Origin of the sequence: Bariatricus sp. HCP28S3_A4 (assembly GCF_052066395.1) — a bacterium.
In the GTDB taxonomy this organism is placed as follows: domain Bacteria; phylum Bacillota; class Clostridia; order Lachnospirales; family Lachnospiraceae; genus Allocoprococcus.
Genome location: NZ_JBQHSE010000007.1, coordinates 101,007 through 116,581, shown reverse-complemented (window position 1 = coordinate 116,581; position 15,575 = coordinate 101,007). Strand labels below are relative to the sequence as shown.

The window sequence follows — 15,575 nt, the reverse complement described above, 5'->3', positions numbered from 1 at the left end:
TAAAAGGATTCAGCATTTTTTGATTTGGATGTAATAACTCTCATAGGAAATACCCCCTTTTCCACATTATACCATACATTGCAATAAAATACAATACAATAAAACCAAAAAGTTGACACAAAAAAAGCAGGTTTTATGCGGCCTGCAAGTACTTTTCCTATTGTTTAACTGTCAAACTCCCGTGTTGATCATCAATGTGCTGCAAATGTAGACCCAGGCGAGTAATGTCGAATAAAAGAAAGTATTTTGGTAAGAGGAATAACCGTCCCACTGACGGTTATTTTTCTGTTCAAAGGTATTTTCAATTATTTGAGAATGAAGTATAATGAGTTATATGTATGAATAATCTGGAAGATGCAGATACAAAAGAAAGAACTGCATGGAGGGAGAGCAGAACAATGATCGATATTGGGGTAGTTTACGGTAGATTTCAGATTTTACATCTGAAGCATCTGGAATATATACTGGCGGCAAAGATGCGTTGCAGAAAGCTTTATGTGGGGATATCGAGCCCCGATGAGTCTTATATTCAGGAAGACCCGGAGATGGATGAAGAAAGAAAGAAGTCATCCAACCCTTTGACATATTTTGAAAGATTTGAAATGATACGGGATTGCCTTCTCGATTTCAAAGTTCCAAGAGAAGCATTTGACATCATCCCATTTCCGATTGAACGTCCGGAGTATTTGAAGCAGTATTTACCGAAAGATGTGGTGTGTTTTCTGAGTATCTGTGATGAAAAGACGAAGAGGGACGAAGAAGTATTAAGAAGTATGGGGTATGCGGCAGAAGTGCTTTGGCGCAGGAATGAGAGTGAGAAAGGAATAACCGGTACACAGGTGAGACAGAGAATTCTGGCGGATGAGAAATGGAACGATCTGGTGCCGAAAAGTGTATATGAATACATCATTTCAAATGGAATTGACAACCGTATAAAATATACGAAATAGAATGGCAGGAGAAGACAATGAACAATCAGGATTGGGAACGCTTTGGCGAGGATATCCGCAGAACGGTGCAGGACGCAGTGGATTCCAGAGATTATCGCAGACTGAATCAGACGATCACGAATACGATTAATCAGGCGCTGAATGAGGCAGCACGGAGTATGCGGAATATGGGAAATGCACGAAACAGGGGAGCTTTCGGGCATGGATGGCAGAATCCGGATGGAATGAACGGGGATTTTGGACCAAACTGGCAGGGAGGCGGCTCTTACGGCAATGACTGGCAGAATCATGATCAGGGTGCCGATTATCGCTATGAGACCGGAAACGCCGGGGCAGATTATCAATATGGTGCCGGAAATGCCGGGACAGGATATCAATATGGAAGTGGAAATGCCGGGACAGATTATCAATATGGGGCCGGAAATGCGGGAACTGAATATAATTATGGCCGTCAGAGCCAGCCATTTGAGACTCAGAACAGCAATGCAATGAAATATGAGAGTCGTTCCAAAAACCAGCCGGCTCTTTATGCATCGATGACCGGTGCACAGGCAGGAGGAATTCTTCTTTGTGCATTTGGGTATCCGGTTGCGGTCATTTCCGGGATTTTACTCCTTCTGGGAATTGCCGGACTGTTTCTGATCAAACCGGGTGAGGCGCTTGCGGTGCTTATCGTTTCACTTGTCTTTACAGGGGTATTTGGCGGGATGGCAGGTGCCGGAACCTCGATTTTGAAACGAATTGGAAGGTTTAAGAAATATATGAGTTTCCTTCAGGACAGAGAATACTGTGATATTAAAGAACTTGCGGAAAAGACGGGGAAAACGGCAAAGTATGTGGCAAAGGATCTCCGGAAGATGATCGAAAGCGGATGGTTCCGTCAGGGACATCTGGATGGTCAGAAGACTTGCCTGATGGTGACTGATCAGGCATATGACCAGTATTTGCAGTTGGAAGAACAGATGCGGGAGAAGGAGCGGGATGAGATTTATCGCGAACAGCAGAAAGAGAAAGAAGCCCGGATGCAAAAGGAAAAGCAGGATCAGGTAAAGCGTGAAACGGAAAAGGCCAGAGAAGGTCTGACTCCGGAGGTACGTGAGATCATTGAGCAGGGTGATGCATATATCCGGAAGATTCATGCGTGCAATGACGCGATTCCGGGTGAGGAGATATCAGCTAAAATCTCCAGAATGGAGATGGTCGTGGATCGGATTTTCGATCGTGTAGAACAAAATCCTGAGACGGTAGGAGATATCCGGAAGCTGATGGAATATTATCTTCCAACGACTGTTAAGCTGCTGGAGGCATATGAAGAGATGGACCGTCAGCCGGTAGGAGGAGAGAACATACAGACAGCAAAAGAGGAGATCGAAGCGACCCTTGATACGTTGAATCTTGCATTTGAGAAGCTGTTGGACAGCCTGTTTCAGGATACGGCATGGGATGTGTCTTCGGACATTTCTGTTTTGCATACCATGCTTGCGCAGGAAGGGCTGACAGAAGAAGAATGGAAACGGAAATCCGGGAAATAGCAAATAGACAAGGCAGAATGCAGAGGAAAATGGAGGTTTAGGAACATGAATGATGAATTCAAAACATTTGCACCGGCACCGGAATTAACGCTGGAGCCGTTTAAAGAAGAAATGCAGACACCGGTACCGGCACCTGAAAAACAAGAAATTATGGATGAATCAATTTTAACGGACGACGAGAGACGTACAGTCGATCAATTCGCAAGCCAGATCGATCTGACGAATTCTACGATGATTCTTCAGTATGGCGCCGGAACCCAGAAAAAGATGGCGGATTTTTCTGAGACTGCAATGGAGAATGTGAAGACGAAAGATCTGGGAGAGGTGGGGGATCTTCTTTCCGGTGTAGTAAAGGAACTTCGAAACTTTGACGAGGAGGAAGAAAAGGGATTTCTCGGAATTTTCAAGAAAACGTCCAATAAGATACAGTCCATGAAAGCGAAATACGCGAAAGCAGAGACGAATATCAATGAGATCTGTAAAGTTTTGGAGAATCATCAGGTCTTACTTCTAAAGGACATTGCGATTCTGGATAAAATGTATGAACTGAATCTTACGTATTTTAAAGAGCTTACCATGTACATCCTTGCGGGAAAGAAAAAGCTGCAGGAGGTTCGCACGACGAAACTGCAGGAGCTTGTTCAGAAAGCACAGATGTCAGGACTTGCGGAAGATGCGCAGGAGGCAAGAGATCTTGAGGCTATGTGCGGACGGTTTGAGAAGAAGATCCATGATCTGGAACTTACTCGGACGATTTCCCTTCAGACTGCTCCGCAGATCCGCCTTGTGCAGGGCAATGACACGTTAATGGTTGAGAAAATCCAATCTACGATCGTGAATACGATTCCGCTTTGGAAGAGTCAGATGGTGCTCGCACTTGGAGTAGAACATTCCGCTCAGGCAGCCGCTGCGCAGCGGGAAGTGACGGATATGACAAATGAGCTTCTCAGAAAGAACGCTGAGAAATTGAAGATGGCGACGATTGATACGGCAAAAGAATCCGAACGTGGAATTGTTGATATGGAAACCCTGAAAGCGACAAATGAATCTCTGATTTCAACGCTGGATGAAGTGATGAAGATTCAGCAGGAGGGACGCCAGAAACGTCATGAAGCGGAGCAGGAGATGCAGAGGCTTGAAAATGAGCTGAAAGGGAAGCTGCTTCAGCTGCAGGGATAGGTTGAAAAGATAACGATGAAAAGAACAGGAGCGCGAAAACGGAAATGAATAATCCGTTTTCGCGCTCCTGTTATAATGTCATGTATACGTGAGTGTTTTATTTGATCACAGTACCGGTACGTTCTTTTAATGCGTCGTTCAATGCTTCCATAGAAGTGATGATCGCACGTCGTCCCTCTCTTTTTTCGATGAAAGAAACAGAGGCCTGGAATTTCGGAAGCATATTGTAGACACCGAAATGTCCCTCGTCCATGTATTTCTTTGCGTCATCCAGAGAAATCACGCCAAGTTCCGTTTCCTTATCGGTACCACGATTGATGCATACTTTCTCTACGCTTGTCAGAATGATCAGCTCATCTGCGTCGATTTGTTCTGCAAGAAGTCCGGCAGTCAGGTCTTTTTCAATGACAGCACTGGCACCTTTTAAATGGTGTCCCTGTTTCAGTACCGGAATGCCACCGCCGCCGCCGGCAACTACGATCTGGCCTGCATCCAGGAGCGCATTTACGGCATCTGCTTCAACTACTTCTACCGGATTAGGAGAAGCAACGACACGCCGGAAGCCCTGACCTGGAACTTCAACGACATAATTTCCTTTCTTTCGCTCGATTGCAGCATCTTCTGCATCCATGATACGTCCGAGTACCTTGGTTGGCGTGTAGAAAGCTTCATCATAAGGATCAACAATGACCTGAGTCAAAACTGTACTGACGGTGCGGTAAATGCCCCGGTTCATCAGTTCTTCGCGGATGCCGTTCTGCAGGTCATATCCGATATATCCCTGAGACATAGCGGAGCAGACTGACATCGGAGAAGGGGTAAAATCTTCGTGGGATTTGCCGAATTCATTCATGGCGGTATGAATCATACCTACCTGTGGTGCATTGCTGTGTGTGATTGCAACATCGTATCCTGCTTCAACAAGAGCAGCAATCGATGCGGCAGCTTTTTTTACTGCAGCCTTCTGTTCCGGAAGTGTATTTCCGAGAGCACGATGACCCAGTGCAACGACAACTTTTTTCTTCATATAATATACCTCGTTTTTCTGAATTAGAGTATGTGAAAATTATAGTATCTTTTTTATTAAATTGCAATCCTTATAATGCGACTATATGATAAGAATGTCCCGTAGCTTTCACGAATTTCTGAAGAATATCGGAGGTTCGGAGCTTCAGACTGGAAGTGTTGATGCAGGGATGGCATCCGAGATATTCTTCTTTCAGTAAATCTTCATCAATCAGAAGATCGACCTGCTCTTCGACATCGTTCATCAGTCCGAGAACGCTGACGCTGCCCGGAGTAATGTCCAGAAATTCTTCCATGTATCGTGATTCCGCGAAGGAAAGGCGGGATACACCGAGCTGATGTGAGAGTACTTTTGTCTCAAAATGCTTGTCACCCGGCATCATCAAAAGAAAGAAAGTTGTTTTCTGGCGGTTGCATAGAAATAAATTCTTGCATACCCCGATCTGCAGTTCCTTCTCGATTTCCCGGCAGTCTTCAATGGTGTTGGCAATATCATGATCGACACCTTCATAGGGAATCTGCAGTTTGTCAAGAAAATCATAGACCCTTTCTTCTTTCGCCAGGCGTTTGGAACAATCCGGTTTGGAGGTGAAATGTATCTTACTGACATGAATGGTTTCCATAGTAAAGTCCTCCTGATGTAAAAATGATGAAATAATTGTATATGTGTAGTAAAATACTAGTGTACCGATAATTAATACTTATATCATAGCATGAAATCTGCAGTTTTCAAGAAAAAGCATGGAAGAATCAGGTCCGGAAGCCGGGAAACATCATATACTGGCAATAAGAAGAGTTCGGAGTGTGTGCCGTGAAAGAAAAATGTGACAAAGAAAACCGGATCCGGTTTTGCGAACTGAGAGAGAAGGAAGTAATCAACACCTGTAATGGGAGACGGCTGGGGTGTGTGACGGATATTATACTGGATAAGTGCTCCGGGACAGTGGAGGCTATCATAGTGCCGGGACCGGGGAAGGTGTGCGGGCTGTTTGGATATGATGCGGAATATATTATTCCGTTTGAATGTATCTGCAGAATCGGGCCCGATATCATTCTGGTAGAAATCTGCGAAGAGAAATTTTTAAAAACGTGTAAATAAGAAAAGAAAAAGAAGGAGAGGAATTGAAAATGGCAGCATTTTTGGAGAACATTGCCCCATTCAGGGGAAACGGAAAGAAGAATGATAAGGGGCAGGATCTGGAAGAATTTCTGGAAGAATATGATCCATATAAATATAAGAACCCCTGTGTGACAACGGATGCGGTTGTATTTTCCTGGTCGGATAAGGGAGAGGAATCGAAAGGGCCGAACCTGGATTCTGTATGGAAGGTTCTGATGATCAGGAGAGGGAATCATCCGTGCATCGGATGGTGGGCTCTCCCGGGAGGGTTCATTAATCTCAGAGAGAATCTGAGAGATACGGCAAAACGGGAGTTAATGGAGGAGACCGGTGTGGACGACCTGCCCATGGAACAGATCGCGGTGTATGGAAATGCGAACCGGGATCCGCGAGCGCGTGTGATCACCTCTGCATATATGTCTGTTGTGGAGGAAACCAAAGTGACGGTGCATGCAGGAGATGATGCGGATGCGGCTCTGTGGTGCGAGATTTACTGTGAAAGCGGCGCCTGGGAAAATGTAGAAGACGGAGGGAGGAAAAGAAGCCATTTCCTCAGATTGGAGAATAAGGCATATGAACTGGAACTTACGGCTGTGGTAGAAGAGGATTTAAAAGGGGACATTGTGCAGGAAAGAGACTTCCAAGTCATGGATACAAATCAGATAGCCTGCGACCATGCGGCAATCATTGTACAGGCATGGCAGATTCTGAAAAGCAGGCTGTAAGTATTTCCTGGAATTTTGTTTGACAAGAAAATAGTCTACATTTATACTATTAATATTGAGGAAAAGGTCGCCACACGGGACCATAGCGTTTTCCGGGGTGTGTGGGGAGAGAAAGAGACAGGAGGATAGAAGATGAAGTGTCCATATTGTGGTAACATTGATACCAGAGTTATTGATTCAAGACCGGCTGATGACGGGACATCGATCAGGAGAAGACGTTCCTGCGATGCCTGCAGCAAGAGGTTTACAACGTATGAGAAAGTGGAGACGATTCCGCTGATCATCATTAAGAAAGACAATACCAGGGAACAGTATGACCGTGCGAAGATTGAAGGCGGTGTTTTAAGGGCATGCTATAAGAGACCGGTGCCGACTTCTGAGATCCAGAAGACGATCGACACGATCGAGACCGATATTTTCAGCCGGGAAGAGAAGGAAATTCCGAGCAGTGTGATCGGCGAGATCGTGATGGGACATCTGAAAGAACTGGATGCGGTTGCTTACGTCAGATTTGCATCTGTTTACAGAGAGTTTAAAGATGTAAATACATTTATGGCGGAACTGAAGAAAATTCTGGAATAATGTGTTCTGGAAGCGGACAAGTAAACAGACGAAGGAGTGTACACTTTGATGGAGCAAAAGAAGACAGTTGTACTTGGAGTGACGGGCGGAATCGCCGCGTATAAGACAGCGTCGCTGGCAAGTATGCTGGTTAAGAACGGGTATGATGTGCAGGTACTCATGACGAGGAATGCAACGAATTTCATCAATCCGATTGTATTTGAGACTTTGACGAAGCATAAGTGTCTGATCGATACATTTGACCGGAACTTCGAGTACAGCGTGGAGCATGTCGCACTCGCCAGTGTGGCAGATTTGGTAATGATTGCCCCGGCGACTGCGAATGTGATCGGGAAACTGGCTCACGGAATTGCAGATGATATGTTGACCACGACTGTGATGGCTTGCCGACGATGCCCGAAATTCATTGCGCCTGCGATGAATTCGGAGATGTATCTGAATCCGGTAGTGCAGGATAATCTCGCGATCCTGAAAAAATACGGATATGAAGTGATCGAGCCTTCCGAGGGACATCTTGCATGTGGAACGAGTGGAATAGGGAAAATGCCAGAACCGGAAGAACTTTATGAATATATTTATCATGAGCTGGCATGGGAAAAGGATATGATTGGGAAGAAGGTTCTTGTTACGGCAGGGCCGACGCAGGAGGCCATTGACCCGGTACGGTATATCACCAACCATTCTTCAGGAAAGATGGGATATGCGGTGGCGAAAGTCTGTGCCGCAAGAGGAGCTGATGTCACACTGGTGAGCGGACCGACTTCTATTCCAAAGCCGATGTTTGTGAACGTGCTTCCGGTCACGACGGCAAAAGAGATGTTTGAAGCAGTCAGGAGAGAATCTGAAGATGCCGATATTGTCTGCAAGGCGGCCGCGGTTGCGGATTATCGCCCGAAGTATGTGAATGATCAAAAAATGAAGAAATCCGGTGAGCAGATGGTTCTGGAACTGGAGAAAACGGATGATATTCTGAAATACCTTGGAGAACATAAAAAACCGGGACAGTTTCTGTGTGGATTTTCTATGGAAACAGAGAACATGGTTGAGAATTCCAGAGCAAAACTGGAAAAGAAAAATCTGGATATGATAGCGGCAAACAATCTCAGGGATGCCGGAGCCGGTTTTCAAGGTGACACGAACAGGATGACTCTGATTACCAGAGAAAACGAGACTGCACTGCCTCTTCTGAGTAAGGAAGAGACGGCGGCGCGGATTCTGGATATGATTCTGGATCAGATGAATTCATAAATAAAAATCATGGTAACTGTTCAGAGCCAACCTCGAAAACACTTCGTGTTTCCTCAGTGTGGCGTATCCGCCAAATAGATTTGTACAAAAAAGTGCTCACGAATGCAAGCATTCATAGCCCTTTTTTGACAAATCTGCTTGGCTCTGAACAGTTACAAATCATGTATTGTATCTCAAAATGAGAATAATAACAGGAGGAAAACAATGAAAAACAACAAAGAAAAAAAGGGTACTCGTTGGATGGTAAGTGTTGCACTGATGGCTGCAATCATAATTGTGTTGGCAAATACGCCGCTTGGTATGATTCAGCTTCCTATTATAAAGGCAACAACCGTACATATACCGGTGATTATCGGGGCGATTCTTTTCGGACCGCTTGCAGGAGCGATTCTGGGCGGTGTTTTCGGGATTTGTTCGCTGATCAGCAATACAATGGCACCGACACTGCTGTCGTTTGCGTTTTCACCGTTTCTTGCCTCGAATCTGGCAGGAGTGCTTAAAGCACTCTGGATTTCTGTCGGATGCCGTATTTTGATCGGTGTTGCGGCAGGATGGCTTTGGATTCTTTTCAGAAAAATCAAATTAAACACATATGTGGCTCTTGCCATTACGGGATTTGCTGGATCTATGGTAAATACGATCATGGTGATGGGGAGTATCTACTTCCTGTTGGCGCAGCAGTATGCTGAAGCGAAAGAAGTAGCGGTTACGGCGGTATTTGGGCTGATTATGGGAACGGTGACTGCATCGGGAATTCCGGAGGCACTTGCTGCTGCTGTCCTTGTCGCTGTCATCGGAAAGGTATTGATGCGCTTGACGGCATCTTCTCAGACACAGAGTGGAAGATAGTAAAGGGGATACACAAAAATGATTCTTGCAATAGATATTGGAAATACAAATATTGTTCTGGGATGTATTGACAACAATAAGACATATTTTATTGAGAGACTTTCTACAATCAAGACGAAGATGGAGCTGGAATATGCGATTGATATCAAGATGGTTCTGGATCTTCATGGAATTGATGCAAGGAAGCTGGAAGGCGCTATTGTCAGTTCCGTTGTGCCCCAGATAACAAATGTAGTTAAAGAAGCAACAGAAAAGATTCTCAAGAAAAAAACATTGGTCGTTGGTCCTGGAGTAAAAACAGGACTCAATATTATGATGGACAATCCGGCTCAGCTTGGAAGTGACCTCGTCGCGGATGCGGTTGCCGGAATAGACGGGTATGAGCCGCCGCTGATTATTTTCGATCTTGGAACGGCGAACACGGTCTGTGTTGTGGATTCGAATAAGAATTATATCGGGGGTATGATCTACCCCGGAATTTATACATCATTAAATGCGTTGACTGCAAATGCATCACAGCTCAGTGGAATCAGTCTGGAAGCTCCGAAACGGATCATTGGAAAAAATACAGTGGAGTGTATGAAAAGTGGTGTGATCTATTCCAATGCCGCATGTATGGACGGTATCATTGAACGACTGGAAGAGGAACTCGGGCAGCCTGCAACGGTCATTGCAACGGGAGGACTTGCAAAGAAGATCGTTCCGCATTGCAGAAAAAAGATTATACTGGATGATGAGCTCCTTCTGAAAGGATTACTCGTTATTTATAATAAAAATTCTCAGGGAGAATTTGCGTGGAAAACTGAGGAAAAAGGGAAGAGGAGACAGTAATGAAATTTATCTCTTGGAATGTGAATGGAATCCGTGCATGCGTACAGAAGGGGTTCATGGATTTTTTTAAGGAGGCAGATGCGGATATCTTCTGCCTTCAGGAAACGAAGATGCAGGAAGGACAGCTGGAGTTGGAACTGCCGGGATATCATCAGTATTGGAATTATGCTATGCGCAAAGGGTATTCGGGGACAGCTGTTTTTACGAAAAAAGAGCCGATCAGCGTCTCTTACGGAATTGGAATTGAGAAACACGATCAGGAAGGACGTGTTATTACACTGGAATTTGAGGATTATTATTTTATAACTGTGTACACGCCGAATTCTCAGAATGAGCTAGCGAGACTCCCCTATCGAATGGAGTGGGAGGACGCTTTTCTAACATATCTGAAGAAACTGGAAGAGAAGAAGCCGGTTGTGTTTTGCGGAGACTTGAACGTGGCGCATCAGGAGATTGATTTGAAAAATCCGAAGACAAACCGGAAAAATGCCGGCTTTACGGATGAGGAAAGAGCAAAATTTTCAGCACTTCTTGAGAATGGTTTTGTAGATACATTCCGTTATTTTTATCCGGAGGTGGAGGGAATTTATTCCTGGTGGTCCTACCGGTTTAAAGCAAGAGAGAAGAATGCAGGATGGCGTATTGATTATTTTTGTGTATCGGATTGCCTGAAAGAGCGGCTTAGGGATGCAAAGATATTGACTGATGTTTTTGGATCAGATCATTGTCCGATTGAACTGGATATGGAATAAATGATGATAAGATAAAACGGGTTGTGAACACGATTGGTGTTTCAACCCGTTTTACATATGCAGATCTTTTAGATATATCCGCCGTCCAGACCGATGATCTGGCCGGTCATGTATTCCGGTGCGTGGGCAATATCCCATGCGAGCTGAGCCACTTCTTCCGGAGAGCCAAAACGTCCGGCGGGAATTTCCTCAGCAAATGCAAGCTTTTCTTCTTCGCTTAAAAGATCATTCATGGAAGTGTCAATTGCACCGCAGGCAATGGCATTGACCTGAATGTTGCTCGGTGCGAGTTCCTTTGCAAGTGCTCGGGTCAGACCGTTTACACCTGATTTCGCGGCAGAATAGGCGGCTTCGCATGATGCACCAACGGTTCCCCACATGGAGGAAATATTGATGATACGTCCATGCTTCACTGAGATCATATGCGGAAGTGCGCCACGGCAGCAATAGAATACAGAAGAAAGGTCTGTCTGAATCATGTGATTCCATTCTTCGTTTGTCATATCAGAAAGCAATCCCATGTAAGCAATTCCGGCATTGTTGATCAGAACATCAAGACCGTCGCAGGACAGGGAGACGGCATCGAAGATTCCTTTGACATCGTCGGGATTTCCGACATCTCCGGTTACAATTTCACAGGAACCATAAGGCATCTCTTCGATTTGGGCACGTACCTGATGAAGAGCTTTCCATGATTTTCGGCAATTTAAGAAAACATGATATCCACCGGCGGCAAATCGGAGTGCACATGCTCTGCCGATTCCACGTGAAGCACCGGTTACAAGAACAGTTTTTTTGGTCATAAATTAGCGCTCCTTTGTAACATTTATAAAAAAAGGTTATTATAATTATACACGTTATTTCTTGTTATTTAAAGTGCAAGATGATATGATAAAGAAAAGATCGTAATATTGTGATATGCGAGGAGGAGAATATGGTAGACAGAGCCATTGAATTCGCAACGAAAGTACATGACGGGCAGTTTCGAAAGGGGACGAAACGCCCGTATATCGTGCATCCGATCGAAGTGGGGGATATCGTTTCGTCTATGACGCGCGATGAAGAGGTTATCAGTGCAGCAATTTTGCATGATACGGTTGAAGACTGCAAGGATGTAACGGTGGAGAAGATTGCGGAGATGTTTTCGGCCCGAGTTGCATTTTTTGTAGCACAGGAGAGTGAGGACAAATCCCGTTCCTGGGAAGAAAGAAAGGGAGCAACGATTGAGCGTATCCGAACAGCTCCGAGAGAAGTTCAGATGATCGGACTTGCGGACAAGCTCTCCAATATGCGTGATATTGACAGGGATTATCCGCTCTGTGGTGAGGAACTATGGAACAGGTTTCGTATGAAAGACAAGCAGATGATCGGATGGTATTATAAGGGAATTCGAGATGCGCTGAAAGAACAGTTTGAGGGGGAACCGGTTTATATGGAGTATTGTAGGTTGATCGATAAGAATTTTGGATCATAATAGTAATCTGAGAAAAAGGCATTCCGTAGAGGAGTGCCTTTTTCCATGGAAAATGTGTGCTTAAATGTCTTTGACATCGCCAATTAAATCCTTGATCTCTTCCATATGCCGGTCTGTCAGATTGACAGTCTCTGCACATCTGCGCAGTTCGTCCTCAATGGAGGCGATATCTACCAAAGAACTGATATCCTTTTTGTAGTGAAGCTGGTGATCGAGACTTGCCCAGAAATCCATTCCAATGGTACGGATCTGAATCTCAGCACGCATTGCAGCCTTTCCTTCTGAGAAGAACACCGGGATCTCCACGATCATGTGGTAGCTTCGGTAACCGTTATCCTTTGGCTTTTGTATGTAGTCCTTGATCTTAAGAACTGTGATATCATCCTGTGATGAAATCAGATTGGCCATCGTATAAATATCGCCGATGAATGGACAAATCACTCGAATACCGGCAACATCATCCAGATTTTTCACGATGCTTTCTTCCGTAAACGGAAGGTTTTTCCGACGCAGCTTTTCATAGATACTTGCCGGAGTTTTGATGCGGGATTTAATAGAAGAAATCGGATTTCTCTGATTTGCAACGGAAAATTCATCATTCAGGACTTCAAGTTTTGTCTGAATTTCCCGGATCGCACAACGATATTTCATCATCAAAGAATTGAAATTCTTATTGTTGCGGATAAAATCTTCCGGACTTACTGCATTCAGCCATTGCTTCTCCAGTGTTGTCGGATGGGAAGACACTGGAATTGTTTCTGTCGCTTTTTCCATAAAACAACCCTCTTTATAAATTTCTAGTGGGAACCCCCGTCAGGTCTTTTGACCTTTCCCATCTATATTCTAACATATTTTTAAATGGCATGAAAGCCTTTTCCTATGATTTCACTGGTATTGGAAATCAGGATAAATGCAGATGGATCTTCTTTCTTGATAAAATTCCTCAGTTTAATTGCCTGCTGGCGATTCAGTGCAGTAAGAATAATGTATTTTTCTGAACCAGAAAATGCACCCCGCGCATCACAGATTGTTGCGCCGCGGTGAAGTTGATTGACAATAAAATCGCAGATCGGATCCGGCTTAGCGCAGACAACGTTAAAATATTTTGAAAGATTCAGACTTTCGATAAAGTTGTCCACCAGGAATGACCGGATCGAAAGACCGAAAAGGGAGTAAAGTCCGGTTTTCATACCAAAGACAAAGAAACCGAGTACTGTTATGGCAATATCGGAAACGATCAGAGCTTTGCCGATATTGATGCTGGAATACTTCTTAACGATCATTGCAATGATATCTGTGCCTCCGCTTGAAGCACCGATATTAAAGAGAATAGCTGAGCCGAATGCCGGCAGTGCGATCGCGAACATAACTTCGAGCATCGGTTCATCCGTAAAGGGGTGTGACATAGGATAGACCCTTTCTAACAGTGACAACGTAACAGAAAGAAGAATACTGCAATAGGCAGTTTTCGCAACAAATTGTTTTCCGAGGATCACTGCACCCAGAACCAGAAGCAGCATATTAGTTATAAAAGAAAAATCGGCAGCTGAAATTAGTCCGGTTTTCGCGACCAGTACAGCGAGACCGGTGATTCCGCCAAAAGTGAAATTGTTGGTAAATTTAAAGAAATAGGTCCCCACTGCCATGATTAGTGTAGCGCCTGTCATCATGGCAAAATTTTTAAAACTCTTATCCATTTGCTCATTCCCCAAGATTATAATATTTGAAAGACCGCGTAAAATCAGCATTACGGCTCATTCCAAACGAATTGTAACGCGGCAAATTTTGAAAGTCAACTGTTTTGAATCAAGTTTATGAAGTATACAATTATACATAAAAACAAAGAAAAATCAGGTATTTTCTGGGAATAAAATGCGGGCATGAGATGAATCCACAGCGGATATACTATCTTTCAAAAGGAGGAAAAAAACATGGATCAGTATTTACCTATTACGGATGTATACGCCAGAGAAATTCTGGATTCGCGTGGGAATCCGACTGTTGAGGTGGAAGTACTTGCAGGGGAACAGTTTCACGGCAGGGCATCGGTACCTTCCGGTGCATCAACGGGAAAATATGAGGCAATCGAGCTGCGGGACGGACAGAGAAGATATCAGGGACTTGGAGTTAAGAAAGCTGTGGAGCATGTCAATGACAGAATCGCCCGTGAAGTAGAAGGAATGAATGTGTTTGAACAGGCGAGAATCGATCAGGTCCTTTTGAAACTGGATGGGACAGATAACAAGATTAATCTGGGCGCAAATGCAATGCTGGGGGTATCACTTGCGGTGGCAAGGGCTGCTTCAAAGGCCTTAAGGATTCCGCTGTTTCGTTATCTTGGAGGAGTGGGTGCTAAACAGATGCCGGTGCCTATGATGAATATTCTGAACGGGGGACGCCACGCAGATAATACGATCGACATCCAGGAATTTATGATCATGCCGGTGGGAGCATATAGTTTTGAACAAGGACTTCAGATGTGTTCGGAAATATATCAGGCGCTTAGATCTTTGCTAAATAAGCAGGGATATCAGACATCGGTCGGGGATGAAGGTGGATTTGCGCCCAATCTTCCGGATGCCGGTGATGCACTGCAATTTATTATAGAGGCGATTGACAAAGCCGGATATAAACCAAAAGAAGAGATTGTGATTGCTTTGGACGCAGCGGCCAGTGAGTTATATGACAAAAAGAGAAAACGTTATGTTTTTGAAGGAGAAGGAAAAATGCACGGACATCGTGTGGAACGTTCTTCTGAGGAAATGATTGAGTATTTTGAAGAACTGGCTGATCGGTTCCCGATCCTTTCAATCGAAGATGCACTGGACGAGGAAGATTGGGAAGGCTGGGAACTTTTGACTACAAGGCTGGGGCTGGAGATGCAGCTTGTAGGAGATGATCTTTTTGTTACAAACGTAAAAAGACTGAATGCGGGAATCCTCAAAGAGATTGCCAATGCGATTCTTATTAAAGTGAATCAGATTGGTACTTTGACAGAGGCAGTTGATGCGATTGAGATGGCAAAAAGGTCGGGATATCAGGCAATTATTTCACACAGATCCGGGGAAACTGAAGATCCCTTCATTGCGGATCTTGCTGTTGCCTTTAACACAGGGCAGATTAAGACTGGCGCACCGTGCCGATCTGAGCGTGTGGCAAAATATAATCAGCTTCTCAGAATCGAAGAAAGGCTGGGAGAAATCGCAAAATATGAAAATCCCTTTGTGAGATTCTCGTAGAAGGAATATTGTGAATAAAAAAGTTTCGGAAGAATGTATATAACAACATGTCATCCGAAACTTTTATA

Annotated in this window: 17 protein-coding genes; 12 read left to right on the top strand and 5 right to left on the bottom strand. The window is 44.4% G+C overall.

The window, feature by feature from the left end; genetic code table 11:
- Positions 1-338: 338 nt before the first annotated feature.
- The 3 genes from ACTNBF_RS05690 to ACTNBF_RS05680 are packed head-to-tail and all read left to right on the top strand — an operon-like array spanning position 339 to position 3,661.
- The gene (locus ACTNBF_RS05690; protein ID WP_441049323.1) at positions 339-950 is read left to right on the top strand and encodes an adenylyltransferase/cytidyltransferase family protein; all 612 of its coding nucleotides are present in this window, start codon (positions 339-341) and stop codon (positions 948-950) included.
- 17 nt (positions 951-967) lie between these two features.
- Positions 968-2,482 (top strand): 5-bromo-4-chloroindolyl phosphate hydrolysis family protein, encoded by a 1,515-nt coding sequence (locus ACTNBF_RS05685; RefSeq protein ID WP_441088886.1) that lies wholly within the window; start codon positions 968-970, stop codon positions 2,480-2,482.
- Positions 2,483-2,527: 45 nt separating this feature from the next.
- Complete coding sequence (locus ACTNBF_RS05680; RefSeq protein WP_427818984.1) at positions 2,528-3,661, top strand: toxic anion resistance protein; 1,134 nt, start codon at positions 2,528-2,530, stop codon at positions 3,659-3,661.
- 97 nt (positions 3,662-3,758) lie between these two features.
- Here ACTNBF_RS05680 and arcC read toward each other — a convergent pair whose 3' ends face one another.
- Entirely contained in the window at positions 3,759-4,688 is a 930-nt protein-coding gene (gene arcC, locus ACTNBF_RS05675) for a carbamate kinase (protein ID WP_427818985.1), read from the bottom strand.
- Positions 4,689-4,758: 70 nt separating this feature from the next.
- On the bottom strand, positions 4,759-5,310 hold the full coding sequence (locus tag ACTNBF_RS05670) for a prolyl-tRNA synthetase associated domain-containing protein (RefSeq protein WP_427818986.1): 552 nt from the start codon (positions 5,308-5,310) through the stop codon (positions 4,759-4,761).
- A 218-nt stretch (positions 5,311-5,528) separates the two neighbouring features.
- Between ACTNBF_RS05670 and ACTNBF_RS05665 the strand changes: the two genes are divergently transcribed.
- The 7 genes from ACTNBF_RS05665 (at position 5,529) to xth (ending at position 10,794) form a co-directional block, all read left to right on the top strand.
- Entirely contained in the window at positions 5,529-5,786 is a 258-nt protein-coding gene (locus ACTNBF_RS05665; protein WP_427806819.1) for a PRC-barrel domain-containing protein, read from the top strand.
- A gap of 29 nt (positions 5,787-5,815) precedes the next feature.
- A complete protein-coding gene (locus ACTNBF_RS05660; RefSeq protein ID WP_441088885.1) occupies positions 5,816-6,532 on the top strand; it encodes an NUDIX domain-containing protein in 717 nt (238 codons plus the stop codon).
- A 132-nt stretch (positions 6,533-6,664) separates the two neighbouring features.
- A complete protein-coding gene (nrdR, locus tag ACTNBF_RS05655; protein ID WP_427806761.1) occupies positions 6,665-7,114 on the top strand; it encodes a transcriptional regulator NrdR in 450 nt (149 codons plus the stop codon).
- Positions 7,115-7,162: 48 nt separating this feature from the next.
- Entirely contained in the window at positions 7,163-8,362 is a 1,200-nt protein-coding gene (gene coaBC / locus ACTNBF_RS05650; protein WP_441088884.1) for a bifunctional phosphopantothenoylcysteine decarboxylase/phosphopantothenate--cysteine ligase CoaBC, read from the top strand.
- 204 nt (positions 8,363-8,566) lie between these two features.
- The gene (locus ACTNBF_RS05645; protein ID WP_427806762.1) at positions 8,567-9,211 is read left to right on the top strand and encodes an ECF transporter S component; all 645 of its coding nucleotides are present in this window, start codon (positions 8,567-8,569) and stop codon (positions 9,209-9,211) included.
- Between the two features lie 18 nt (positions 9,212-9,229).
- Complete coding sequence (locus ACTNBF_RS05640) at positions 9,230-10,042, top strand: type III pantothenate kinase (RefSeq protein WP_441088883.1); 813 nt, start codon at positions 9,230-9,232, stop codon at positions 10,040-10,042.
- Positions 10,042-10,794 carry an exodeoxyribonuclease III gene (gene xth / locus ACTNBF_RS05635; protein ID WP_441088882.1) on the top strand — a complete coding sequence of 251 codons (753 nt, stop codon included), beginning with the start codon at positions 10,042-10,044 and terminating at the stop codon, positions 10,792-10,794. The genes ACTNBF_RS05640 and xth overlap by 1 nt, the downstream gene beginning before the upstream one ends.
- A 68-nt stretch (positions 10,795-10,862) precedes the next feature.
- Here the strand turns inward: xth and ymfI are convergent, their stop codons facing one another.
- On the bottom strand, positions 10,863-11,597 hold the full coding sequence (gene ymfI / locus ACTNBF_RS05630; RefSeq protein ID WP_441017845.1) for an elongation factor P 5-aminopentanone reductase: 735 nt from the start codon (positions 11,595-11,597) through the stop codon (positions 10,863-10,865).
- A gap of 131 nt (positions 11,598-11,728) precedes the next feature.
- On the opposite strand from ymfI, the gene ACTNBF_RS05625 reads away from it, so the two are divergent.
- Positions 11,729-12,268, top strand: a complete 540-nt coding sequence (locus tag ACTNBF_RS05625; RefSeq protein WP_427820287.1) for an HD domain-containing protein — start codon at positions 11,729-11,731, stop codon at positions 12,266-12,268.
- A 60-nt stretch (positions 12,269-12,328) separates the two neighbouring features.
- Here ACTNBF_RS05625 and ACTNBF_RS05620 read toward each other — a convergent pair whose 3' ends face one another.
- Together ACTNBF_RS05620 and ACTNBF_RS05615 are read right to left on the bottom strand one after the other, a co-directional pair.
- Positions 12,329-13,042 (bottom strand): GTP pyrophosphokinase, encoded by a 714-nt coding sequence (locus tag ACTNBF_RS05620; RefSeq protein WP_427806768.1) that lies wholly within the window; start codon positions 13,040-13,042, stop codon positions 12,329-12,331.
- Between the two features lie 80 nt (positions 13,043-13,122).
- Complete coding sequence (locus ACTNBF_RS05615; RefSeq protein ID WP_427806769.1) at positions 13,123-13,965, bottom strand: YitT family protein; 843 nt, start codon at positions 13,963-13,965, stop codon at positions 13,123-13,125.
- Between the two features lie 234 nt (positions 13,966-14,199).
- On the opposite strand from ACTNBF_RS05615, the gene eno reads away from it, so the two are divergent.
- A complete protein-coding gene (gene eno, locus ACTNBF_RS05610) occupies positions 14,200-15,507 on the top strand; it encodes a phosphopyruvate hydratase (RefSeq protein WP_427820288.1) in 1,308 nt (435 codons plus the stop codon).
- Positions 15,508-15,575: the final 68 nt, after the last annotated feature.